General features: G+C 44.9%; 13 protein-coding genes. 4 read left to right on the top strand and 9 right to left on the bottom strand.

What is annotated here, in order from left to right; translation table 11 throughout:
* Positions 1-405: 405 nt before the first annotated feature.
* The gene (locus PSBA01_RS01320) at positions 406-1,800 is read right to left on the bottom strand and encodes a peptidylprolyl isomerase (protein WP_186474828.1); all 1,395 of its coding nucleotides are present in this window, start codon (positions 1,798-1,800) and stop codon (positions 406-408) included.
* A gap of 157 nt (positions 1,801-1,957) precedes the next feature.
* Entirely contained in the window at positions 1,958-5,002 is a 3,045-nt protein-coding gene (locus tag PSBA01_RS01315) for an LPS assembly protein LptD (protein ID WP_186474827.1), read from the bottom strand.
* Between the two features lie 418 nt (positions 5,003-5,420).
* Here PSBA01_RS01315 and PSBA01_RS01310 point away from each other — a divergent pair, with 418 nt between their 5' ends.
* Both PSBA01_RS01310 and murU read left to right on the top strand, forming a co-directional pair.
* Complete coding sequence (locus PSBA01_RS01310; RefSeq protein ID WP_228724609.1) at positions 5,421-6,497, top strand: aminoglycoside phosphotransferase family protein; 1,077 nt, start codon at positions 5,421-5,423, stop codon at positions 6,495-6,497.
* 49 nt (positions 6,498-6,546) lie between these two features.
* Positions 6,547-7,290: an N-acetylmuramate alpha-1-phosphate uridylyltransferase MurU gene (murU, locus tag PSBA01_RS01305; protein ID WP_186474825.1), complete on the top strand. Its 744-nt coding sequence runs from the start codon at positions 6,547-6,549 to the stop codon at positions 7,288-7,290.
* Between the two features lie 178 nt (positions 7,291-7,468).
* Here murU and PSBA01_RS13365 read toward each other — a convergent pair whose 3' ends face one another.
* The 7 genes from PSBA01_RS13365 to PSBA01_RS01275 all read right to left on the bottom strand — a co-directional run bounded on the left by PSBA01_RS13365 (position 7,469) and on the right by PSBA01_RS01275 (position 17,051).
* The gene (locus PSBA01_RS13365; RefSeq protein WP_263281220.1) at positions 7,469-7,600 is read right to left on the bottom strand and encodes a hypothetical protein; all 132 of its coding nucleotides are present in this window, start codon (positions 7,598-7,600) and stop codon (positions 7,469-7,471) included.
* 92 nt (positions 7,601-7,692) lie between these two features.
* On the bottom strand, positions 7,693-8,709 hold the full coding sequence (gene cydB, locus PSBA01_RS01300) for a cytochrome d ubiquinol oxidase subunit II (protein ID WP_186474824.1): 1,017 nt from the start codon (positions 8,707-8,709) through the stop codon (positions 7,693-7,695).
* Positions 8,709-10,208: a cytochrome ubiquinol oxidase subunit I gene (locus PSBA01_RS01295; RefSeq protein ID WP_186474823.1), complete on the bottom strand. Its 1,500-nt coding sequence runs from the start codon at positions 10,206-10,208 to the stop codon at positions 8,709-8,711. The genes cydB and PSBA01_RS01295 overlap by 1 nt, the downstream gene beginning before the upstream one ends.
* A 452-nt stretch (positions 10,209-10,660) precedes the next feature.
* Positions 10,661-13,132 carry an esterase/lipase family protein gene (locus PSBA01_RS01290; protein WP_186474822.1) on the bottom strand — a complete coding sequence of 824 codons (2,472 nt, stop codon included), beginning with the start codon at positions 13,130-13,132 and terminating at the stop codon, positions 10,661-10,663.
* A 386-nt stretch (positions 13,133-13,518) separates the two neighbouring features.
* Positions 13,519-14,697 (bottom strand): tetratricopeptide repeat protein, encoded by a 1,179-nt coding sequence (locus PSBA01_RS01285; RefSeq protein WP_186474821.1) that lies wholly within the window; start codon positions 14,695-14,697, stop codon positions 13,519-13,521.
* 194 nt (positions 14,698-14,891) lie between these two features.
* Positions 14,892-15,530 carry a 2-polyprenyl-3-methyl-6-methoxy-1,4-benzoquinone monooxygenase gene (coq7, locus tag PSBA01_RS01280; protein WP_197496799.1) on the bottom strand — a complete coding sequence of 213 codons (639 nt, stop codon included), beginning with the start codon at positions 15,528-15,530 and terminating at the stop codon, positions 14,892-14,894.
* Positions 15,531-15,719: 189 nt separating this feature from the next.
* Entirely contained in the window at positions 15,720-17,051 is a 1,332-nt protein-coding gene (locus tag PSBA01_RS01275; RefSeq protein WP_186474820.1) for an MFS transporter, read from the bottom strand.
* 455 nt (positions 17,052-17,506) lie between these two features.
* Between PSBA01_RS01275 and PSBA01_RS01270 the strand changes: the two genes are divergently transcribed.
* Together PSBA01_RS01270 and PSBA01_RS01265 are read left to right on the top strand one after the other, a co-directional pair.
* Positions 17,507-20,938 carry an autotransporter assembly complex protein TamA gene (locus tag PSBA01_RS01270; protein WP_186474819.1) on the top strand — a complete coding sequence of 1,144 codons (3,432 nt, stop codon included), beginning with the start codon at positions 17,507-17,509 and terminating at the stop codon, positions 20,936-20,938.
* 100 nt (positions 20,939-21,038) lie between these two features.
* A complete protein-coding gene (locus PSBA01_RS01265) occupies positions 21,039-26,033 on the top strand; it encodes a translocation/assembly module TamB domain-containing protein (RefSeq protein ID WP_186474818.1) in 4,995 nt (1,664 codons plus the stop codon).
* Positions 26,034-26,055 lie beyond the last annotated feature (22 nt).

The raw sequence follows: 26,055 nt of genomic DNA, 5'->3' as shown, positions 1-26,055 counted from the left end.
GCAAGGATGCAGTGTTGAGACGGTATCAATAAAAGAACAGGTCAGCCCGCTGTCTTATACGTTACTGTTTATGACTTAGGATGAGTCAACATGGAAGAGAGATAATAACAATAACATGAAGCACTGAAGCCCCGAACCAATCGCCCTAGGTTCGGGGCTTTTCTTTGTGCGTCATTTGTCGATTTGTAATATTCCTGCCATACACAGCTAAATAGAGTGGTTTAACCGTCTGTTAAGTTAATTGTACTTAGGCGGTTTGCTATCCATTATTCTAATTAACTGGCAGTCAATTTCTAAATAAAAAAAGGGTATATGCATTGGCATAGACCCTTTTTCTGTGCAAGCTCATCAGTAGTATTAGCGTTCAGTGTATTAACTTATGACCAAGCAGTTGAACGTAAGTCTTTAACCGAGTACTTGGATGTAGGCACCTGCACGCAATTCTTGCAACCAGTCTTCTTGTGCTTGAGGCGCTAGGCGTTGATACAAAGCTTGGCGTGCCATATTGCGACGATATTGCTCGCTCACATCCTGCTGACGCTTACCGTCAACTTTTAGGATATGCCAGCCGAATTGAGTTTTGAATGGAGCAGAGTAGTCACCAACGGCTGTGTTTTTCATTGTGGCTTCAAATGGAGCCACCATATCTTCTTCACTGACCCAATCAAGATCACCACCGCGTCCAGCCGATCCTGGATCGTCTGAATAGGTTGATGCTAAGGCAGCAAAATCAGCGCCATTACGCAGTTGCTCATACAAATCATTAATTTTCTGTTCAGCCAGTGCATCTGTCTGTAACTCATCGACTTTTACTAAGATATGACGAGTGTGCCACTGCGGAATTAGCATGGTATCACTGGCTTTTTTATCAGCCAGCTTAACGATATCGATACCTTCAGGCGTTAGTAACGGCTCACTAACTGCACCAATATCGAGGTTGGTAATTTTGCTTGATAGCTCTGTCGGTAGGGAGGCCGCTTTGTGAAAGCCCATATCGCCACCTTGAATAGGGATAGGATAGCTACCTTGGCTTGCAGCAACAGCTTCAGAGACATTGACATTTGGTTCAAGTAAACGAGTACGCAAATCCTGTGCAACTTTTAGCGCTTCCTCACGTTGAGCTGCTGACAGACGGCTGTAGTCATCTATATAAGGAACGCGTACATGCACAGTTTGGTATTCACTTTGGTTCAAACGTTTTGCTTCAGGCGACGCCAAAAATGCATCAATATCTTGCTCGCTAATGCGTACTCGGCGACTGATTTGACGCTGCTGCAGCTCTTGAATAGCAGCATCTTCGATCAGTTGAGCACGTAATGCGGCATAACTACCAGGACGCGCGGCATCTAAGCGTTGCTGTAATGCTGAGATGCTATTAAGCCCTTGAGATTGAGCAATTTGAGCAAGGCGTTGATTGATCTCGGTCTCATCAGGAGATAGGCCGACACGTTTTACCATTGATAGTTGCAATTCACGCAAGATAAGCGCGTTTAGTACCTCTGACTGCAGTTGCGCTGAGTTTGCAATAGGTTCTCCTGCTGCTCGTGCGCGGGCTTGGGTTTGTGTAATGGCATCGACCAATTCACTTTTTAGGATAGCGTTTTCATTGACTAAAGCGACAATACCATCGGTGCTATTGGCAGGTGTCAAGCGACTTACTGCATTCTGATTAGCAGTAGTCGAGGCTTGTGCTGTGGCAGGTTTCACAGGCGCTGCTTGAGCACTTAATATCAGTGCAAGACTGGCACTCATAGATAGCAATACAGCGCGGCTGGTTTGACGTAAAGAAAAAAATCTCATGATGCTCCTCATCAATGTCATCGCATCGGATGGTAGTCGGTCAACGCAATCCAATACTTAATAATCAAATATTTGACAGCGTGGCCTATAGTAGGGTTATAGATAATATCTTATAAATATTTTTGCAAATAGTGCGGTAATCTAGCAAAAAATCTCGTTAGTCTTTCCATGCAGTTTGGACAGGTTCAAAGCCTAATATCTTATCAGAGAGCAATCGTGTTAAGCGGCTACTGCCACTACCAAGCCCATTCAACCGTATCTCTGCCATAACCGCCTGTGTTGGTTCATCTTTGACGTTTAAGTCATTATAGTAACGGCGACCGTAAACTGCAAAGCCAAAGCAGCAATCTTCGTAATCAACGCCGATAAGTGAGTCGAGCATCTTATTACTATTATAGTCATATTGACCTTGAGCCAATATCCGCCAGCTATTGTTGATAGGGAAAACAGCAGAGGCGGTAAATGCGGACAATGGCAACTGATCCGTATTTTCATCACGCTGACGCTTGACATAGCCCACATTGAACAAGCTATTGTCTGATGGCTGATAACGTAGCTCAGTCGTGATATAGTTCAAATCATAGTCGTTAGTCAGCGCACCGCTCACATCAACCCAAAAATTATTGTAAGGTTGGGTGCTGGTATCCCATACCATGCCTGAGGAAGAAGAGTTGAAAACTCGTTGCTCATCATCAAGTGTGACACGACCGTCATCTATATAGAACTGTTCTGCAATGCTACCATCAAAACGTGTCACACCCGTTGCATCGATGTAACGATAATTGACACCAGGCGTGATAGAGTGCAGATCTTGCAAGCGATCATGGCCTAAGAACCAACTGTCTGAAAATAGCTGCTCATAGTTGATAGAGGCAATACGAGTATTAAAGTTAGGGATGTCGTTTTGGTTTTTGTACGGTGAATACGTGTATTTCACCCGCGGGCTAAGCAGACGATAGCCACCCATAGTGTCATCAAAAGCGCCAAAGGGTGAGCCTGCTTGGTAGAAATTCAGACCTGCATCAATACTGGCTTGTGGCACAAATACGGATTGGCTACCATCTTCTTCACTGATGTTATTGTCTGCCAAGCTGTCTTCATCATAGGAAGTATAAAGGTGCTGTAGGCTTAGCTTCGGTCTAATATAACCCCAAGACTTCTCCAACGGATAGACGGCACTTATTTTATTATAAATGCGTGCGCCGCTCTTTTCATTCTCAGAGCCATCATCAATAGACTTCTTAAAATAGGCAGAATCATGTACACCAGTGATATCAAAATTCTTCGCCCACGGCAGTCGATAGTTGAGCTTTAGTTGTGGTAGGCGTGAATAGGGTTTGTCTTTATCCTCTAGAGCCTCACCGTTATCAGTAAACGCATCTAACGTTTGAAAGGTTTCTACTTTTAACTCACCATCGACGTAATCATTATAATAATTAACTCGAGCACGCCTTGGTAGGTTGATGGTGTTATCTGATAAACCTAAGGTATCAAAATCATCAAGATAATCTGCATCTGATACATAGCTATATTTGGCATCACCACTTAACCGTGGAATACTTTTCGATGACCAATAATGATCATAAAAAAAGCTTTTACGATCTTCGTCATTATATTCTTTGTCATTAGGCAAGTATGAACCGTTAAAAATGCCTTCTCCATAGTTTTCGGTCAAATAACGGAACTCACCTGAGAGCATAGGATTACGATCAGTATATACATGCGTATTGAGCGTGGCATCGTAGTTGGGCGCTAGGTTGAAGTAATAAGGGACATCAATCTCAACACCGCTCTCACTACTCACGCTCGCACTTGGTAACAAAAATCCGCTACTACGACGACTGTCTATTGGAAAGTTAAAGTAGGGGAGATAAAAGACGGGCACGTCAGCAATGCGAAAAGTCGTATTATAGGCTTCACCGCGCCCTGTATCAGTATTCAAATCGATACTTTTGGCATCAAATTGCCATTTACGGTTGGTGGGTGGACAGGTGCTAAACATCACCTCGTCCAACTCGTACTCACTATCATTGGGCTTATTCAAGCGTTTAGCGTAGCCGTGTGCTTGTAGCTCAACACTAGCAAAAGCCACATCGTTGGCTGTTGATTGTCCAGTTTCAGTATTATAATTTAAGCTGTCTGCAACCCCAATCAAACCACCTTTTTTTGCTCTTTCATTAAAGCTGGCTTGAGCATTGCTTGGTGCATTGCTACGTTGCAGTGATTGTCCTGTCGCCTGATCGGTAAACATGACTCTACCTTGTGCAGCAGCCACGCCATTGCTTAGATCAATCACAACTTTCTCTGCTTCGATATGCTGGGTGCCCTGATCGACTTTCACATTACCTGATAGCTCAGCATAGTTGATATTATTGTAATAACCATAGTCTGACTCTGTGAATAAAGGTGCTTGATTATTGGGAATACTGTCAACATCAGGTACGGGTTGTCCATTTGCACCGCCAGCTTCATTCACAGCACGCTGATAATTAGGGTTGCTCTTTGGATAGACCCATTGACCTTCACAGCGTTGTGCACTATCTATAGCGTTTGGCAATAATCGTAAGTTTTTACCGACTTTTGGAATGGTCTGCGCTGTAGGCGCTAGCGTACTCTGTATGTTATCTGACTCAGCATCTTCTATATTATCCACGTCATTTGAGACAGGAGTCTCTGGTGTAAGCTCATAGAATTCTGCCAAACGCACTAGACTGTCTTGAATGCTCTCATCATTGATATCTAGCTGACGGTTATCCGCTACGGTATTTTCAGGTGTAGCTATAGCATTAGCGCGTGTGTCGCGGCTTACCTGATCGCTATCTGGCATATTTGATGGTTGTATCGAGGCGGTATCAGAAGACTCATTAATCTCTGTGATATTCAAAACATCATCGGAGGCGCTGTCTTCCAACTTAGCATCGCTTGCGAAACCTGTGTCATCAAAATCAGAGGCAGGAGTCGCTCTTTGAGAATTATCGATCTGTGAGCGCGCGTCTTTATAACGGATATCGTTGTAATCACTGCTTTGAGTGACATTACTGTTATTGGTATCAGGAAGGTAGCTGCTCGTACTACCAGCACTTGATGGCTCAGTTGTCTGTGTGTCAGCATCGTTGATGGCAGCATTAACCGTTAGGCTAGATAAGCCTAAGGCACCAAATAAGATCAAACGAATGCTTTGGTAAAGCGGAGAATATAACAAGGGCACACCTATGATTGCAGAGCCTATTGGATTGCGATACTGAATTGCATAGTCGTATTATTCAACAAGACAGAGTTGTTAATGAACGGCTAAAAAATCACTCATCGATAGCGTCATCTCAAGAATTTGGCTGTTTTACATATAATGACGACTAATCATAGTCAAAAAAAACCAAATCAGCTACACTATTTACCAAAATTTATAATATAGCCAAGCTGCTTTTAAATGAGCTAAAAGACTCAGCTTAGCGCTAAATTACTGAATGATATCTTGATATGTCTACTGACGCAGTTGTTGCGGCTTAAGATTACGCTATTTTAGCAAGTATTTACCTGACTTATCACTACTTTAATTATTTATGATTTATATTTAACCTGTGATGCCCATTATGATTGATAAAACCACTATAGAGCCTGACATGACCGATAACAATAACGACAATCGCCAACAACAACTCGAGCATTGGTTGCAGCAAGTATTTGTAGATAAGCCCTTTGATCTAGACAGTTTACCGGGTGACGCGAGTGCGCGCCGCTATCATCGCATTCAACTGCTAGAGGCTGACGGATCAGGAGATACGCGTCATATCGTCATGGATTCTGCTGATGAGCAAGATGCCATGCGGCAGTTCATCAATGTTACCAAGCTCATGTCGCCTGCAATCAATGTGCCGACGCTCATCGCACAAAATCTAGAAAAAGGTTTTTTGGTGCTACAAGACTTTGGTGCAGTAGAGTTTGCTCATTTGCTGAATGATGCAACACCAGAGCAAATCAATGACTATTATCAACTTGCCATGCAGACGTTAGTAGCGCTGCAAACGGTACCAGTCGAGACTGCAAAATCTCAGTATCAGCTCCCAGATTACGATACGGCGTTATTAGATCGCGAAATGAATCTGTTTAGCGAGTGGTTTATCCCTTATATCGGCGTAGAGCTGAATGAGGAAGTGTGGGAAAACTTAAAATCGGCACTCATCAATGAAATCCTGCTGCAGCCACAAGTCATTGTGCATCGCGACTATCATAGTCGTAACCTCATGCAAGACCAAGCGGACACATCGCGCTTAGGTGTGATTGATTTTCAGGACGCCGTCATCGGCTCTTATGCTTATGATTTAGTATCATTGGTACGCGATGCTTATGTTGAATGGCCAGAGCACCAAGTATCTGCATGGATTAACGACTTTTGGCAGCTACAAAAGCAACAATCGCTAACCACAGCCGATAATGTGGTTCAGCTTGAAAACGACGTCAATGTAATGGGCGTACAGCGTCATTTAAAAGTACTAGGGATTTTTATTCGATTATCTGAACGCGATGGCAAAAATCGCTATTTGGCTGATATTCCCAAAGTCATGCGTGATTTAATTATTGAATTAAACTGGCTGGCTGAACAAGGTAATGATGCGATCAAGCATGCCGTCCTACCTTTTAATCAATGGCTAAAAGATGCTGTTCTACCTGCATACAAAGGTAAGTTTCCTTCAGCCTAGATGATGCTTAATCAAATTGATAAACTAAATAATAAAAATAGGAGTCAGCATGTCTAGCTCGACGATTACACAAGCCATGATTTTGGCTGCTGGCAAGGGCACACGTCTGCGACCATTGACATTAGAAACGCCCAAGCCTTTGGTTCAAGTAGGTGGACAGCCACTTATTGTCTGGCATATTAAAGCACTACAAGCCGCAGGTATTACCGATATCACGATCAATGCGTCATGGCTGGCGGATAAGCTGATGGATACCTTGGGCAACGGCTCGCAATATGGAGTCAAACTACATTGGTCAGTAGAAGGTGATGAACCGTTAGAGACGGCAGGTGGCATTTTTCAGGCATTACAGTCAGGCAAGCTGCGAGACGAGCCATTTATTCTCGTCAACTCTGATGTTTGGACGACCTATGATTTTGCTCAGTTGCGAGACTATACATTAGGCGCGGATCAGCGCGCGCACCTGTTGTTGATTGACAATCCAGAGCACAATGACGGTGGTGATTTCGCTATTAATAATGGTCTTGCCAGCGAGCAGCCAGTTGGCGATGCGGACAAGTTTACTTTCGCTGGTGTTAGCGTGATGTCTCCTACACTAGTAGAGGGATTGGTATCAGGACAACCTGCCGCATTGGCACCACTACTTAAGCAAGCGATGATCAAATTCCAGATTACTGCTGAAGTGATTACTGATAACTGGATCGACGTCGGTACAGCCGAGCGCTTGGCACAAGTGAATGAATTTATTGAAAAAAACGATATCGATAATCATCAAGGTCGAGTAAATTCATAAGATAAGCAAAAATCCACTGGTAAACACAAAAAAGCAGCGTTGATCGTTCAACGCTGCTTTTTTATACAGATGATTTCTATATCTTGTTCAATCTTTACCAATAGAAATGAAGAGTGAATACAAGGGCTGATAAATTGAGCGCGTAGCACATAGGTAACGACATTGTCTGATAACCGTGTTAAACGCCCATTGCCAGCTTAATCAATTGGGCAATCGTAAAGATCGTCAAAAATCCTGCGGCATATAAGCCCAGAAACCAAGCCCATTGTCTTTGCTTTTTACTCAAATGTTTTTTACTGAGATTTTTCATAAAGACCTCTTATCTGACAAATTGAGCACAGGTGCCACAAAAATGTGTAGCACCTGCTTATCTCACTACTAGCTGCTTGTCATTTACAATGACTAGTACATATGTTCGTGATCAGTTTTGCCCTTGAACACATAGTACGCATAAGCAGTATAACTTAAGATGATAGGTAACATGATTACCGCACCCACCAGCATAAATGATAGCGATGTATCGGCAGCCGCCGCTTCATGTAGCGTCATCTGATAGGGCACAATATAAGGGAAAATCGCCACACACACTCCAATATAGCCCATCAAAAATAGCGCGACAGTCAATAAGAAAGGACGATATTCACGCTCTGTGGTCAAATCTTTACGCATGATAAAGAACAATATGAGTGCAATAATCGGCATCGGCGCTAAGTAAGGTAAGCGTGCTAGTGTGAACCAATTCTCAAGTGCTTCAATGTCTGAGAAGTACATAAAGATCGTCACGATAATCATTGCGACAACCAGTGCTGACAATAACCACCCTGAGATTTTTCTTGCCCAGACCTGCAAGTCATGCTCCGTCTTTAAGATCAGCCACGTCGAGCCTAATAGCGCATAACCAATGATGACCGCAATACCGCTGACAATCGAAAAGGTCGTGAGCCAGTCAAAGGGGCCACCCGTGAACAGACGGTTACTGGCGTCAAGACCATGTACCAACGAGCCAAGCATCACCCCTTGAAAGAAGGCTGCAGTGATTGAGCCAACAAAAAACAAAGAGTCCCATATGTAGCGATGCGTGCTAGATTTGAAACGAAACTCAAACGCCACGCCACGCAAGATCAGACCAACCAGCATCAAAAACACAGGCAAGTACAGCCCTGTCATGATGATACCATAAGCGACTGGGAAAGCTGCGAATAGACCGCCGCCACCCAATACCAGCCACGTCTCGTTACCATCCCAGAATGGGGCGATAGAGTTCATCATGCGGCTACGGTTTTTGTCTGAGCCTGCAAACGGAAATAAAATACCACAGCCTAAATCAAAGCCATCAAGCAGGACATAAATAAAGACTGCAAGCGCAATCAATCCACCCCAAATCAAGGGTAAGTCTAATACATCACCGAAATTAAACATTAGCGTAACCCTCCATCATCGATGTCATCTGCTGGTGTGTCGATATCTTGCTTGGTCGTGTGACCAGCAGGATCATTATCTCCGCTCAGCGTACGACCTTGACCTTCGGTTACTGAATGCTCGTAGAAATTGTCTTCGGCAGGATCGGTATAAGGTTTTGGCCCTTGACCAATCAAGCGCAAGATATAAAAGCTACCTGCACCAAAAACAAAGGTATAGACGATAATAAAGCCGATCAATGTAGTGGCAACCTGTTGGGCTGCTAAGGGTGACATACTTTCAGCTGTACGGATTACACCATAGACTGTCCATGGCTGACGCCCTGTTTCGGTGACAAACCAACCGGCAAGTAGCGCGATAAAGCCAAGCGGCGTCATCATCATCCATGCACGGTGGAACAGCTTGCTGTCAGGATTGAACTGCTGTTTTTTGAAGTATTTATAGACACTAAATAGACCCACAAGCACCATTAACATACCAATGCCAACCATAATACGGAAGGCCCAAAACACAATAATAACGTGTGGTTGGTCTTCTGGTGCCCAGTTTTTGAGACCCTTCACTTCACCATCTAACGAATGGGTGAGGATCAAACCTGTGACATAAGGGATTTTTACTTCGTATTTATTGGTTTGATTTTCTTGATCAGGAATCGCAAAGAGACGTAATGATGCCCCGCGCTCATCTTCCCAGATACCTTCCATGGCTGCGACTTTGGCAGGCTGATGCTCAAGCGTATTTAGCCCGTGCTCATCACCGATTAATACCTGCGCAGGTGCCACAAAAATCGCCATGATCATCGCCATGCCTAACATCACGCGGCCATGTTTTCGGTGTTCGATGTGCTTTTTGGATTGTAGATAATAAGCACCAATACCACCAACCACAAAAGCAGTCGTCAAGAAAGCAGCGGTCATCATGTGTGCGTAGCGGTAGGGAAATGAGGGATTAAAAATAATCTCAAGCCAGTTGGTTGGATAAAGCAGACCATCAGCACCGACCATGAAGCCTTGCGGCGTCTGCATAAAGCTGTTGGCGGCCAAGATCCAAAACCCTGAGATCAACGTACCGATAGCGACGGTTGCAGTGGCGACAAAGTGCATGCGCTTACTAACGCGGCCCCAACCGAAGAGCATGATACCCAAAAAGGAGGCTTCTAAGAAAAATGCAGTCAGTACTTCATAAGCGAGTAGTGGGCCTAAGACGTTACCCGCCTTATCTGAAAAGACTGCCCAGTTGGTCCCAAACTGGTAAGACATTACCACCCCTGAAACCACACCCATACCAAACACCACGGCAAATATTTTTACCCAGTGTTTGTAGACTTCCGCAAAAACAGGATTGCCTGTTCTTAACCAGCGAAACTCAAGTACGGTCAGCCAGCTGGCAAGTCCAATAGAAAAAGCGGGAAAGACGATATGAAAAGAGACAACGAAAGCGAACTGGATGCGCGCGAGTGTCAGTGCATCGAGCTGGTCAATCATAAACGTAGCAAACATAAATGGTTACTCTTATCTGTTAGCTTCATAGCGCTGTCTTCCGTACAACGCTCAAGTAACTGTCCGTAACGGTACATAAATCAAGGTGACAATGATTACGGGCAATGGCTCTTAGTGGCGTAAAACTTTAACGACATCAGGCATAAATTGTGGCTAAAGTTACGATTCACTGTTTAGCTGAATTGAATAATTTATGTCCCTATAAACTCATATACTACAGGTATGTGCTATGCATATATTATGCGCTTCCCTAGATAGTGACGCAACCCGTGCGGTTAGACAGCTGCATACCTAGGAGTCAGAAAAACAAACATAAAACACCCTTGAAAATAAAATTAACTTTATGAATAACAATGACTTGAGAATAGCGAGTATTTTTTTATAAAACATCTGTTCTGTTTATTACTTGCTTTCCCATGCATTAAAATGTTCCCCAATAACAAAAACATACATCATTCTTGTAACTGTTTATGCAAAATCCGTCGCAGTGTCAAAATAGTTTGTGGATTGGTTTGAATACTATGACCGCCATTGATAACTGTTTCAGAGGCGGCGCCATCTAGGTGAGCACTGGTATAGGGAACAATACCGTCTGATAAACGTTGGGTTAGGGCTTGACTGATATTTTTATCAACAGTGACGGCAGCGACCAGTGGCTCAGGAGGCAGCTCTGATGTGTCATCTGACACGCGGGCACTTGCATTGTCGTCTTCAGTCTTTTCTTCTACCGCTTGGGATAAATCGATTTTGGCACCGTCAGGCTGTGCTTGGGCCAGTCCTTTGGTGATATCAGCATCATTGTTGGCAATAATTGAATGATAAGTGACACGACTATTGATCGTCAGATCTTTGGTCAGCTCAATAAAAGAAGAGTCATCGCTTAGCTGGCTGGCACCGTTTTGCAAATACAAAGCGCCCAACGGGTTTTGTGCCAGATCGCCTTGTGTGGCAATCGTTGCCAAGTTGTCAGTCACTGTTTTTACCAAACCGACTGGCAGATAGACAATGCGGCGCAGCGCCCGCGTAAACCAGCGATCGGCATAATCTGTGCCACGAAATGGCGCAGACAAAAATACGGCAGTGTCTACTTGGGGCAATGAGTGAAGCTCAAACCGTTTTCTTAATTCTTTTTCGCCAAAAGATTCTTTGAGGGCGTCGCGTATTTGCCGCTTTTCACTGTTTGAGAGAATGTCTTGGTCATCCAGTCGGTCTAAGTCTTCAACCAGATTTTCATCGGATAGCATCATACGCGCGATGAGCGCGCCCATACTGTGGCTGACAATCACGCTATTTTTGCTGGCGCGATTTTGTCCCGTTGGGTCTGTTTGCTCATAAGTTGTGTTGATTAATTGCTGAATCTGATAGCGATTTTCTAAAATAGGCAAATTGGTTGGATAAAATATTTGCCAAACCTGATAGTTATCGCGCAGCTTGTCATCGTTTAAGATATCGTTGGTGAGATTGACCCACGTGGCTGGGCTAGAGGCCAAACCATGTAGCATAATGATGACACGCTTGTCAGGGTCATAAGGTTCGAGCATAAACAATTTGGGTAGACGAGCATCTGGCTGGCGCGTGATGAGGTTCAAATAACCCACACTATCTAACTGGTTTTCTGCCAGCCACATTCCATAACCTGCTGAGAAATTGGCTGCTAATGGATAGTTATCGTTAAGAATATTGACGGTTTCAGTTCGATATGGATTGTATAGATGGATATCGAGCTGGCGACTGCTCAGCACGTCCAGTACGCTATCACCACTTGGTTTGATCAAACCAGTCAGCAGTAGATGACCAGTAGGATAAATGCGTGAGCTTGGCTCGCTATCCTTTGTATTGTCACTCTCATTGGCTAATCGACCCGATAGTGATGATGATAATAACTGGCGAATCGTGGTGGTATAGCGATCATCGAGTGAGGCAACTAAGCTGATACCTAAACCGGGACGTTTGCTAACAGAGTTCAGCCCAGAGAGACGTAGCTCGTAAGTAGAAACTAAGTCAGCAAGCGCAGAGTCTTGCTTATGAGCATTTTGCAAATAGTTGTTTTCATTGGGCAAATAGATGCCGAGGTCATAATCATCTACTTGTACTTTCATGACTTTGACTTGGTCGATCGCTTTACCTTTTAGCGGGGCTCGGTTGGCAATCGCTGCTTGGTCGTTACTATCGCGCTTGGCAGAAGGGACGGTTAAGTATTCTACTTTTGTGCCATTCATCAGTTTATCTGAGTTTTCGGTCGATCGATAAAGCTGTGTGATGACATCATTGCTGGCAGCGTTGTAGATATCTTGGGTCTGAATATCGTTGTCAGTTGGGATGCGGGTTTGCGTGTGAGCACTACTATAGCTTTCATCAGCACCCTCAAAATCATGAGTCAGACTGTCATAAAACAAATAAGTATAGCTATATTTAATCGCATCAAACAGTCTGTCCTGATAATTGTTTAAGCAAAGGTCGGTCTCTTCTTGCTGCGTTTTGGCATCGTCGTCGCTCAAAGGCGCATTGGCATAGTATGGGTCAAGTGGTGGACGGGCAAGTGCATTGCGGCAGTTTTGTGAGTCAGCAAGCTGGCGCGCTTTTGCGTAGTGCAGTTCTGCAAAAATTGCCAGTGCAGGTCGATAGTGTTTATTTAAAATACTGTCCGTGAGCTGAGTCAAGCACAAGTCGAATTGCTGCATACAAGCTTGCTCATCAAGACCTGCTGATAGCAAGGCAGATGCCGTATCGCTGCTTAGTTGATTATCAGTGACGATATTGCCGCGCTGTGCTGAGATGGTCTTGGCCGATGCTTGTTTTTCCACCGAGACGACACTACAGGCTGGTAACAGCATTGCCGCTGTCAATAATACGACTGAGGCGATAGGCCGCATTTTTTTATTGGCTTGCGTTACCGTGTTTTTGCTAGGGCTAGCAGAAGTCATAAGTCAGTCCGGTAAAAAAAGTAGTTATGAGAAAATCAGCAATGGAAGTACTTTTGGTTATAGTAGAGTTTAGCGTAACTTTTGATATTAGACTATTTTATTTGAAAGGTTATAACCAAGCGCTATATATCGAATGACTTTTTCAATTGATGGTTATTGTTTTGAGATACACTTAAATTTTTGGTTAAAAAGAGCATTTATTTAGACAAAGAAAAAAGAGGTAAAGTAGAAAAAGATGAGGCTCTGTGCAGGCAGGTTTCTATTAGGCACAAAAAAGCCAGACACAAAAAAGCGCCTTTGCTTTATATTCATAAAAACAAAGGCGCTAGGTATTCTAAGGCTACAGAATTATTTGTTTATCTTTAGTATGGACAAACAGTACCAATTTAGGCACCTGGTTTGACATTGATATCTGGTGCAGGGATGTCCCAAATGTAGAATTTGCCATCTTCCACCAGTTTGATTTGTTGAGGAATCACGGTGTTGTTAGGGTATTTTTCTTCAAGACGACGTAGGCGCTCTAGGGCGCTGGCACGGCGATCACTGAGTAGATCTGACTGTGCCAAGCTTTGCTCTGCTTCGGTGTAGCCAAGAGAGACCGCTCGATCTAGATATTTTTGACCTTCTTTAAACCCACCGCCCTCTGATAGCATCATGCCATACAAAAAGTTGGCTTCACCGCTATCTGGCTGGATTTTGAGCGCACGATCAACATACTGCCCGCCGCGTACTGTATAGTCTGAGCCCAAGTCCAGATTACGACCCATACCATTTAGCTTGGCTGCGCGAATCAATACATCGTAAGACGCATTTGGTGATTTGGCATAAGGCTCGATCCAATCAGCCAATACTTTGATTTTTTCGCGAGTATAATGGCGCTGAGTGCGGTTAGGGAAGTTTGGTGGATAGTGACGAGCATTCGGTGAGACGTCTGCGATGAAATCATCAAGCAAGCTGACGTCAAGTTTATCAGTACCTAGGCCTTTTTGTTGTGGGATCAAGACGGTTTTGATAAAGCTCACATCTGAAAGCTGTACTTGTGGCGTTGGAATATTTGAGAGCTGACCACTGCGCAGATCAATACCAGTCGCAGTCATCGGGCCTGGCTCATAGACGCGAGTGGTACCGCTGATTACAGGGGCGTTAGCTGGATTCATCATTTGCGATGCTGGTAGCTGAGCGGCGCTGACAGGTACACGATTTGGTTGAGTACTGTTTGATTGCATCATCTGCGCTGCCTGTGCCGTGCTCAAAGGCGTACGGTTAGGCTGAGTGTTGCTTGACGGCATCATTGGCTGAGTATTAACTGACTGAGCGCTATTAGCAGGCGTAGCATCTGTTGTGCTTTGAGCTGTGCTGGTCGTTGCACCTGGCCTTGCTAGACGAATCACGCGTTTACTGGAATCTATAGCGCTCGGTACAGCAGGTGCTGATGTAGCAGCAGTGTCAGCTTCTGCAGCATTCACAGGCGCAGAAAGCATCATTGCACAGGCGGCCGCGAGCGCAGTCAAGGTTGCAAGCTTTGGCGACTTGGAAGACGCGCTATTAGAGAGAGTTGCTTTCATAAAAATCATTACCTTATTTAGTCGTTATTCATTGATCGGCGGATAATCAGGATATATGTTTGCTGCAAAATCGTACAAATTTTTAATACCCTAGCAAATTAAGCTTTGCGCTATCTGTGGTAGGATTGTTAATCGCTTGGGCTGAGCAAATCGAGTATTGCTCGTCATCTCAGACATCAAATTGCTATTTGCCTTTATAAATGATAAGCGGTCGCCTTCATACGGTTGGCCATCCAGCGCATCGTCTGACGTACAGGTGGTGACAACGCAGCGCCGCCACTTGCCAGTGCTAGCTCGCGATGATGTTGCTCTTCGATATCCATTTGTGCCAGTATTTCTCTTGAGCGTTGATCATGTTCGGGTAGTTGATTGATATGATCTTGCAGGTGCTCGCTAACTTGTGCTTCTGTCTCCGCGACAAACCCCAAACTAAACTCATTTGAGATGGCGCCTGCGACTGCACCTAGGCCAAAAGACATCCCATACCAAAGCGGGGTAAACACACTCGCATGGCTACCCAGCTCATTTAAGCGCGTCTCGCACCAGACCAGATGATCGACTTCTTCTTCAGCAGAGTTTTGCATGGCTTGCTTGACGCCACTGTCTTTGGCAGCAAATGCTTGTCCATGGTAGAGACCTTGCGCGCACACTTCACCGGTATGATTGATACGCATCAGCCCTGCGACATGGCGCGCCTCTGTGATAGTCAGTTCAGGAATCTCGTCACTACTCACTGGCAATGGGCGCGTACTGGGGTTTGAGTTTGGCACGACAGCTCGTAATGCTTTGTCGACCCCAAGCAATAGCTGATCGATTTTGGATAAGGGACGCAGGGCCATGGTTCACTCCTGATGGCGTTAAATTCTATCAATAAAATAAGACTAGTGACTGCTCTAGGGTAATAATCCTGTGCACAGCTCTTATGTACATTACTATAGCAAACAATCCAAATTATCGGCATCAATATTATTACCTTGATAACCTATCGATTGCTATCGTTATTTGAGCTCAATATGGCTTATTTATATAACCACTTCATCATTGGTTTGGATAACCGCCTGTTTGATATGCCTATTTAGCTTAAGGTATAAGAAGATACCAAAAACAATATTGAGCACACCTGTTACCAAAAATAGCTGCGGTAGACTTAGCCCTAATGTATTTAAGATGACAATCGCAAAAATCGCTGATGTGACCATAAATATCGCATTGAATATATTGTTGGCACCCACGATACGCGCGCGATGGCTCTTTGGCGCATAGGCCTGCATTGAGGCATATAAAGGCACAATATATAAACCGCCACTGAATCCCAATAAGAACAAATCAGCAAAAACGCGCCAGCTCCCACTGACACCAAACAAGTCACTGATGCCAAGCAATGTGTCATTATTCACATTTATGTTTAGGCTTGAAAGTGAAAAGTACAAATCAATAGCAAAGATACTCAATCCAGCAATACCAAAAGGCAATAGGCGCAGGCTGACTTGGTTTTTGGTCAATGATTTGCATAGGAGCGAACCTATCGATACCCCTACTGAAAATAGCGTCAATAGAAAAATCACCACCGACTCATCACCGTGCAAAATGACTTTGCTGAACTCTGGCACTTGAGTCAAAAACGTCGCCCCATAAAACCAAAACCAGCTGTTGCCAAGAATGACAAAAAACAAGAATGGCAGAGAGTAGAGATAGCGTACCGTAGACAAGCTGATGGTGATAATATTCCAGTTAATCTTAAGATCAGGCTGCATGGCTGGCATGTTAGGGATATAGCGCGCTGCCAGATAACCCAGCACAGCAACGACCAATACGGTAGCGCTAATCCAATATAAGGAGTGTGACAGCTGAGTTAAAATGCCAGCGACAATCATACCAACAAGAATGGCTAGAGAAGTGCCCATTTGAAATAGACCGTTGGCACCGACCAGCTCATCTTCTTTCATCGCCTGTGGTAGATAAGCGTACTTAATCGGGCCAAAAAAGGTCGAATGCGTGCCCATCAAAAACAACGCGACAAATAAAAGGGTGTACCATTCAAAAACAAAACCAACCGCAGCGATTGCCATGATGACCAGCTCAAGCACTTTGATAAACTGCGTGAGCTTGGATTTTTCATACTTATCAGCGATTTGTCCTGCCAATGCCGAAAACAAAAAGTAGGGCAATATGAATAACATCGCGGCCAAATTGTTTAAAATACTGACTTCGACGCCCAATTGACTGGCAGCGGTATAAGTCAGAACCAGTATGAGTGCTTGTTTAAAGATATTGTCATTAAACGCACCCAAAAACTGGGTGAAAAACATGGCGCTAAAACGGCGGCGCTTAAATAGCTGAAACTGATTGGACATGAACGTTCCTACAGATGAGACGCGGCTGATAAAGTAAGAAGAGGCGCTGAACGCAGCTTATAATGCGATAGCAATCATCAATATTATCAAAAACTTATCGAAATACAGCATAGGTTTTATCAATATTAAGCCGTATAATAGCAAGGCTTAGGTAAAAATACATGAAACCTGCGCTATGATTTCATAATTAACTAAGTTATGATTTGTAAATTTTATATGGTTGCATTAAAAGGTGCGAGCGACGGTAAAGGTGAAGGCTTGCTATCAATTAAGACAGTTTGTATGGTGTCACCCATCGAGTGCTGAGATTTAATATGCGCTAGAGACTTCCATCATGACAAGCAACGTAGTAAACCATTAATTTCAGCCCACTGCTATAAGTTTATTCACCGGTCAGACTTGGCGATAATCAATCGTTAATAATAGTATGCCGCGTGAAGGGATAGGACGTAAACATGACCCAGCCGCCTTCAACTCGAGCACGCAACACATTAATGAGGCAGCGTGACAGCGTGAGTATTCAGAATGATATCAGCATCCAAAGCACTCATGTCGGTACTCCCCGTATTCACTTTAAGCGCTCAGCGCTCTGTACCGCGCTAGCTACTAGTCTAGTCAGTGTCGCACCTGCGGCATTGGCTGAGACAACCAACACAAATATCACCAATCCATCGACCAGCAATCAAGTCGCTAAGACTCAATCAGCTAACAATCAAACGACCAATAATACATCAGGCACACTATCAGACGATGATACCCAGCTCGATGCTGCCCTAGATGCACTACGTCTAAAAAAGGCAGTAGAGCAAGGTATTATTGATCAGTCGGTCTTGGATGACTATAGCGAGCAAAATTTGGGCATCAAAAAATCTGATGCTAACTCGCCATTGTCTCAGAATGACAGTGCCCGAAATAATAATCAGAATAGTGGCCTGCAAGATTCAAATCGTTTCGACGAGGATATGTACGTAGAAGGCATGCAGGCAGATCTATCTAACGATGATTTGTTGCAGCAAGCAACAGCGATACAGCAGCAAGGCTATCAGATGATGACGCCTGAGCAGATTGATCGTGAGTTGGCTGCGATGGATTTGCAAAACGCTCAAGATATCGACAGCATTAACAACGACAGTGCCTTTGATGCGCCAATTGCCACATTGAACGACACAGCGCCGCCCATCGGCTTAGATGTTGACTTAGATGCGACCAACTTGCCTATGCCTAGCAATCTTGACACACTGGGTAGAAGTGAGGCCGCAGCAGAACAGGCAGCCACAGCTGAAATTATGTCACGTCCCATTAACGTGAGTGACTCTGTCAGTAGTGGCAATGTCAATGCGGCAAATGGCATTAATGATGAGATAATAGCAGGTAATAGCGATATAACTGATGGCGGTAACATGCCCTCAGATGTGATTGATCCTGAAGACTACCTACCGGATTATCAGAATGATACTCAGGCCGTCAATCAAAGCATCGAGCAAGCTGACCAGTCAAAACCACTTGCACGTAATAAAAGCAATATCGTCAAGCGTCTCTATAATCGCTTTTTCAATGGTGGCGCAATGGCATTGCCTAGTGTGGAGACCACGGTTTATATACAACAAGCTGGCGCCGAAGACACGGCTAATGGTCAACCAAAACTCATCAAAGCTGACGACGATATTCAGCCAATGAAAAACATTAAAGCGGCCCTTGATGATACGACAGTACAGTCGGTCATTGATTTTACCGCAGCGCTACCACGTTTGCGTCAAACGGCATTGGATGCCGCCAAAGCAGTGGGTTATTATGATGTCACTCTCAGCCTGCGTCAGCCTACGCGTGATACGATCAATGTGGTGATCGAAGAGCTGGGCGAGCCTGTTATTGTAGACAGCCGTATCGTTGATATCCGCGGTGAGGGCGGTGAGCAAGCAGAGTTTGTCGCGCTTGAAAAAGAATTACCGCCGCAAGAAGGGGATGTCTTTAATCATCGTGTCTACAAGAGTAGTAAAGCCGCGCTTGAGTCTTTGAGTAATACCTATGGGTATTTTGATCAGTATTGGTTGAACAAATCTGTCGATATTATCTTACCAGACAACAAAGCGGATATGTCTTTGGTCTACAACACAGGCGAGCGCTATGAGTTTGATGATGTTGTTTTCTTTACCTATGACAAAGAAACCAACACCCTGACACAAGACCCTGACAAACTCCCAGTAGAACTGTCGTTATTGCAGCAGTTGTATGAGTTTGCGCCAGGCGATCCTTTCTATCGTCCGTCAGTGACAAAGTTTAGTAATGACTTATCAGCGACCCGTTACTTTAATATGGTCAATGTCGAATCGATATTACCGCCAGATGACCGGAGTGAGGCCAGTACATTGGCATTTGATAATGCACCTGCCAATAGCAATGCTATATTGGATGAGGATGTTGATAATGATGGCATCTCAGATATGACTGGAGATAATGCTACTCTAGCAGCATCCAATAATCGTTTGGCTAGTAAAGAAGATACGGGTAGTAGTACTGGCGTAGAGCGTGAAAGTGCGCTTGGCAATGGTAGTGGCGAGACGGTCAATGAAGCTGATATTGCTGCTATCGAGTTTGAGGCTGATGAAGAAACGCTTGATAAGCTACAGGCCGTTAAGCAAAAAGCGGAGCGTCTAAGCCGCCTGCCGGATGACCGCGTGCTGGATGAAAAAGACCAAGAAGCCGATAACTTATTAGGCAAAATCAGTGACTCTATCAGTAATGTTGCTCAAAAAATATTCCCTGATGATGCAGACTTCACCGTTGATGAGGATTTCGTACCGCCAACGCTGGTAGGACGTAAAACACCGCAAGACGTTGCCACAAGCAAAAAAGTACCGTTGTATGTCTTTGTATACGCTGATAAGCCGCGTGATGCTCAGGTTGGTTTGGGTTACGGTACTGACACAGGCGTGCGAGCAACCGCCAAGATCGATTATAATTTGCTTAATCGTCAGGGCTATCAAGCAGGCGCAGAAACCGAAGTGTCCAGAATCAGCAAAAACGTCGCTGTCTATGCGAGCCGCCCTTGGAATCATCCACTCAATGATAAATTAGATGGGCGTCTTACTTATGAAGAAGAAGTCATTGACCAAGGCAAAGGTAACTTTGATTTATCTACCACCACTTTAAAAGCGGCTTTGGCACGTAATATTCGCCGTGATAGTGGTTGGAATCGTAGCTACTCTATGCGTTATCGTTTAGATGAGCTAGAGACTGGCGTTGACGGCGCTGCGCGGGATGATTTACCTATCCGCTTTACCTCGTCAAACCCCAAGCAGCAAGCATTGCTGTTTGGCTATGGTATGAATAAAACCGACACGGATAGTGCGACCAATCCAACGCGCGGTATGCGTCAGTATTATTCGATTGAAGCAGGTGCTGACAAAGCGCTGAGTGATACTGATTTGGCCATCGTGCGTGCTGGTGTTAGCGGTATTTATAGCTTTGGCGATGACAAAAAACATCAAGTGCTTGGTAGTTTGAATGGTGGTTATATTTGGGCAGATGATTTCTATGATGTGCCTTATAAATTGCGCTTTTTCGCAGGTGGCGACCAAAGCATCCGTGGCTATGATTACGAGAGCTTATCGCCACTAAACGATAAAGGCTATCTGACAGGCGGGCAAGTACTAGCGGTTGGTAGTGCAGAGTATAACTATGAGTTCAAACCGGGCTTTCGCGGTGCATTCTTTACCGATGTTGGTAATGCGTACGACAAAGACTTTGATGCTGAAACCAAAGTTGGCGTCGGCGTCGGTGTGCGCTGGGCCTCTCCTGTTGGGATGGTGCGTGTCGATGTCGCCGCAGGGGTGACAGAAGACAATATTCCTGTGCGATTACATTTCTTTATTGGCTCGCCGTTGTAAAAGCTTACTTCCTACATATGAACACAGATCGCTTGAATCGTTTTATTCATTACTTATCGTACCGATTGCTGGTCATCACTTTTTAACGTAGTTGAGTGTCATGCAGACAAAAAATACCCCGCCTAACAATGCACCAGATGAAGATCCAGCACAGCGCGATGCTCGTGCCGTTAGGCGCTGGTATCCGCTATCATTTTTACTCAAGCTGCTGGTGCTGGTCATTATCGTACTAGCGATTATGTTTGCGATATTTTTTTATGCTGCAGGCACGGACTCTGGCACCAAGTTTATTTTAGAAAAAATCAGTGCTGAGACGGGTATCGGTTTCAAATATGGGCGCGGTAATTTGCGTGATGGTATTTGGGTGACAGATATCGATATTGAAGCCACTGAAGATCTTGAGGTATTAGTAGACAAAGCTTATGTCAAGATAGGCTGGCGTGCGGTATTTGCAAAAGAAGTACATCTAAGCGATGCTGACATTCAAACCATCGAAATTCTCAATAAAAAACCACCGACTGGCGAGCCGTTTGATTATAAGACGCTAAAGCTACCAGTCAATCTACGTTTTGATCACGCAAAAATCAATAAAATTATTTATAAGCAAGTGACCAAAGAGCCTATTGTTATCAACAATACTACGGCTCGCGATCTCACATGGGTTGGCAGCACTGTGACGGTCGGTCGAGGCAGCTTACAATATGCTGATATTGTAAAAGTCAGTGCCTTACAAGGTGAGGCAGATTTACAAGGCGACTACCCACTGGATCTGAGCGCGATTGTAGAGGTGAGTGCGCTTGAAAAGGCATACATTGATCCATTGAATATCACGGCAACAGGCACGCTAAAACGTACGGTTGGGCAGGTGCGTAGTCGCTATAACGACAGCGACGTTAGCGGCGATTTTGTGGTTCAAGGCCTAGATGCAGGCGCACCGTTTCAGGCAAAACTGAAGTGGGATGATATTTTGGTGCCTTATGCAGACGACCAAAATATTCATCTAAAAAGTGGTATGGCGACTGCATCAGGGGTTATCTCTGAGATACAACTGCGCATCAACACAGAATTGACTGCCAAAGACATTCCATCCGGTCATTATCAAGGGCGCGGCGTCATTGCAGACAGTCAATTGCGCATTGACCGCTTAGAAGCCGACGTTCCCTCTGGACGTTTGCTGCTTCAGGGCATCTTAGGCTGGAAAGAGAGCTTTAATGCGACAGTGCGTGCGGCTGGTAGTAACTTTGACATTCGACGTGCGATTCCTGATGAGTATGCTGATTTTAAAGCGTATGCTCCGCAAACGCTCAATGGTAGATTATCGTTACGCTATCAGCAGCAAAACAGTACAGGTAATACAGAGGTTGATGTAGACCTACGTCAGCGTGACGGCGAATATGTCAACGCCAACCTAGTGCGCGGCAAGACGTCTGCTAAATCTCAACAGACAGCGCCTTGGTATATTGATGCAAGATGGCAAAACTTGACTCGCCGTGATGTGCCTAATATAGGCAATATTGATAGTCCTCGCGGTCAAGCAGATGTCATCGTTCGTGGTTCAAACCTATCCGTCGATGCCAATGCCGTTATCAATGAACTCAATGCTGCACCTAAAGGCAACTATGACGTGCGCTTGCGTAAAGCAGGTGACGTTATTGATATCAATCGACTCAATTATGATGGTATCGTAGGCGACCTATCAGGAACTGGGCAGATTCGGCTAGCAAATAAAAACCGCCCACTGACGTGGAAAATCGATGCAGTGACCAAAGGTTTATTGCCTAAAGAGTACCGTAGTGACTTACCACTTGAGCGTCTAAGAGGGCGTGTGAGTGCTCGTGGTCGCCTGTTAAATATCACCAAAAACGGCGTTAGCGGTCAACGTCACATCATCACGGTTAATAGTACAGACCTGCAAGCACAACTGGATGCCACGCAAAACGGTCGCGCGATCGGTATAACAGGTAGCGGTGATGCCAGTGTCGATATCGTGGGTGGTGAGTTGTCCGTATTTGATGCACGTTTTGATGGTCAGATCGATACAGCAGATGTACCAAAAGGTCGTCTATCAATCGACGCAGCGGGTACGCCAAAATTAATTAGTATCCGTAAATTGAATTATGATGGCGAAGCTGGTGCGGTGAATGCCAAAGGTGTCATTGACTTGCGTCGTAATATTGGCTGGACGGTCGATGGACGTTTCGATCAGTTTAATTTAGGGTATTTTTTGCCAAATAATTCAGCAATCATCACAGGTGATCTAAAAACCAGTGGCGAGTGGCAGGCTGCGCCTAAAAACAGCCCAAATACCGCAGGTAAATTACAGCGTTTTGCTGTGAATTTCGATGGGGTTTTGGATGCCGAGCAGTTACCAGCAGGTAAGCTCAATATTAACGCGAGCGGCGATAGTCAGCTGATCCGTATCAACCGTCTACGGCATGTGGGCGCGGCAGGTAGTATTGATGCCAAAGGAACGGTTGATGTGCGTCAAGGCATTGCATGGGACATTAGTGCGGTGATGGATCGCTTCAATATCGGATATTTCTTAAAGGATACACCAAGCCGTATCACGGGTACTATCGATACGGATGGACGTTGGGGCGATACGCAGCAGACCGTCAATGTCAAACAAGTCAATCTGAGCGGTATGCTGAAAGGCCAGCCACTCAGTGCTAAAGGTAGTTTGGCCGCAAAACTGCGCTTGCCAAAAGACTTAGCCAGCTATTTCAAACGTCTACAAACACAAGATGCCCAAGCACAGTATAAGCAAGTGAATGCATTGATCGATAGTTTAAACGCTGACAACTTGATACTACGCTGGGGTGACAACTATGTCACTGCTAATGGCAATGCCAAACAGCTACAGACCAAAATCAATATCACAAGCCTAGATCAACTGTCAGATAAGCTTGCTGGCAAAGTAACTGGTGGAGCGACTTTGTCTCAACCAGTAGGTCAGGCACTACCGACGATCTATATCGACTTGGTGGGTGAGCGAATTGCATTACCGGGCTTTATTTTGCGTCAAGGTCGCATACGTGGCAAGCTGGTTAATCTAGCCAATAGTCCAAGCCAGCTTATCGTCAGCGCTGAAGGTCTGGATGCTGCGGGACAAAGCTTCGATAGTGTAAAAGCCTCCTTTAATGGGACTGAGCAATCTCATATCGTTGATCTAAATGTAGCCAATCAGCAGCTTGATGTTGGCGCTAGGCTTAAAGGTGGGTTTGATCGCGACAAGCTTCGTTGGTCAGGAGTCATCGGTAAAGGCCGCGTTAAATCCAGATACGCTACCTTAAATCAATTACAGCCAGCACAGCTGATTGTGAATTTGCCTAATAATCAAAATGGCAATAATACAGATCTCAAAGTACAGTTGGCTGCACATTGTTGGCAAGCCACGGACCAAACGGGCAAGCTATGCTTACGCAAGAACTTAGTGGCTTCTCCAGCCAGTGGTGAAGTCGATGTGGCATTGCAGAATTTAGATACGTCATTATTTTCAGTATTTTTACCAAAGGATATTGATTGGCACGGCAAGATTAATGGTAAAGCCATTGTCGGTTGGCAACGTGGTCGTCCGCCAACTATTAACACGACACTCTATTCAGACAATGGCAAAATCGGATTGATTCAAGACGGGGATAGCACGCCTGTGACACTGCCTTATAAGCGTGTTTCACTAATCGCCTTGTCGGTGCCAGAAGGTATCAAGCTGCGTACCGACATCAATACGGGTCGCGGTGCTCGCGGTTATGCTGAAGTCGTTGTTGATCCTTACAAAACACCGAAACCCATCTCTGGTGCACTCGTGTTAAATGAGCTTGATTTGGCGATATTTAAGCCTTTCTTCCCAGGTATGAGAGTACTAAAAGGCAACGTTACAATGGCAGGAGGACTGGGCGGTACGCTAGATAAGCCGCAGTTCTATGGTGATGTGAAACTCTCTGATGGCCGTATCGCCATGTTAGACTTGCCAGTGAATCTGACCAATGTCAACACACAGGCCAAAATTCGCGGTACGCAGGCGACCATTGATGGTACGTTCAAAAGCGGTACAGGAACAGGCACACTGACAGGCACGGTCAATTGGCAGCAAAAGCTACAAGCCAAATTGAGTATTGTTGGTGAAGGGCTCGTGATTACGCAGCCGCCACTACTCGTGGCTGAGATCAATCCTGATATTGACATTATTGTACGTCCAGGCGATCGCTATGTGGATATTAAAGGCGCTATCAGCGTACCAACCGCTACCATTCGTCCACCAGAGGCCAGCGAAGACATTGTGACTCAATCAGAAGATGTGGTAGTGCTGGATCGGCGTTTGATTGGTAACATCGATGAGGTATTGGCAATATCAAAACCTTGGTCTATCAATGCTGATATCGGTGTTGATTTGGGTGATGACATCAATTTCCGTGGTTTTGGTGCCGTTATTCCATTGGCTGGTGCGATTAACATCAATCAAAATGGCACGGGCATCATGCGTGCCAAAGGCGTGGTTCAAGTATCACGTCGTACCAATATCAATGCTTTTGGTCAAAGCCTAGAGCTAAATTATGGTCAAGTACGCTTTAATGGCGATGTCATGAAGCCCAACTTGAGTATTGAAGCGGCAAAAACCATTGATGGTAAAACAGTGGGTCTGCGTGTGAAAGGTACGACTGAAAGTCCAAATATCATCGTCTTTAATAATGCAGGATTGACCCAGCAGCAAGCGATGAATGCGCTGGTGACAGGGCGAATCGATAACAAGAGCGCCACTCAAATCAGTGAGCAAGGGTTCAAGTCACAAGTGACCAATAACCTAGCCGCTGCTGGATTAAGCTTTGGTCTGAGTGGTACGCGCAGTCTGACCAATCAAATCGGACAGGCCTTTGGTTTACAGAGCTTGACGGTGGATGCCTCAGGTAGTAGTGAAGATACCAATGTCAATGTCACCGGTTACGTGACCCCTGACTTGTATATCCGCTACGGCGTGGGTGTCTTTAATGCTCAAAATAGCTTATCTGTTCGCTATCAATTGACTCGTCGTATTTACGTAGAAGCCAGCTCAGCTGCTGAAAATGCGGTAGACGTGGTCTATAGTTGGCAGTTTTAAATGACGCATTTGGTAGACGGTT

Origin of the sequence: Psychrobacter sp. KCTC 72983, assembly GCF_014280455.1 — a bacterium.
In the GTDB taxonomy this organism is placed as follows: Bacteria; Pseudomonadota; Gammaproteobacteria; order Pseudomonadales; family Moraxellaceae; genus Psychrobacter; species Psychrobacter pacificensis.
The sequence above is the reverse complement of the archived record's forward strand: the minus strand, read 5'-3'. Positions and strand labels throughout refer to the sequence as shown.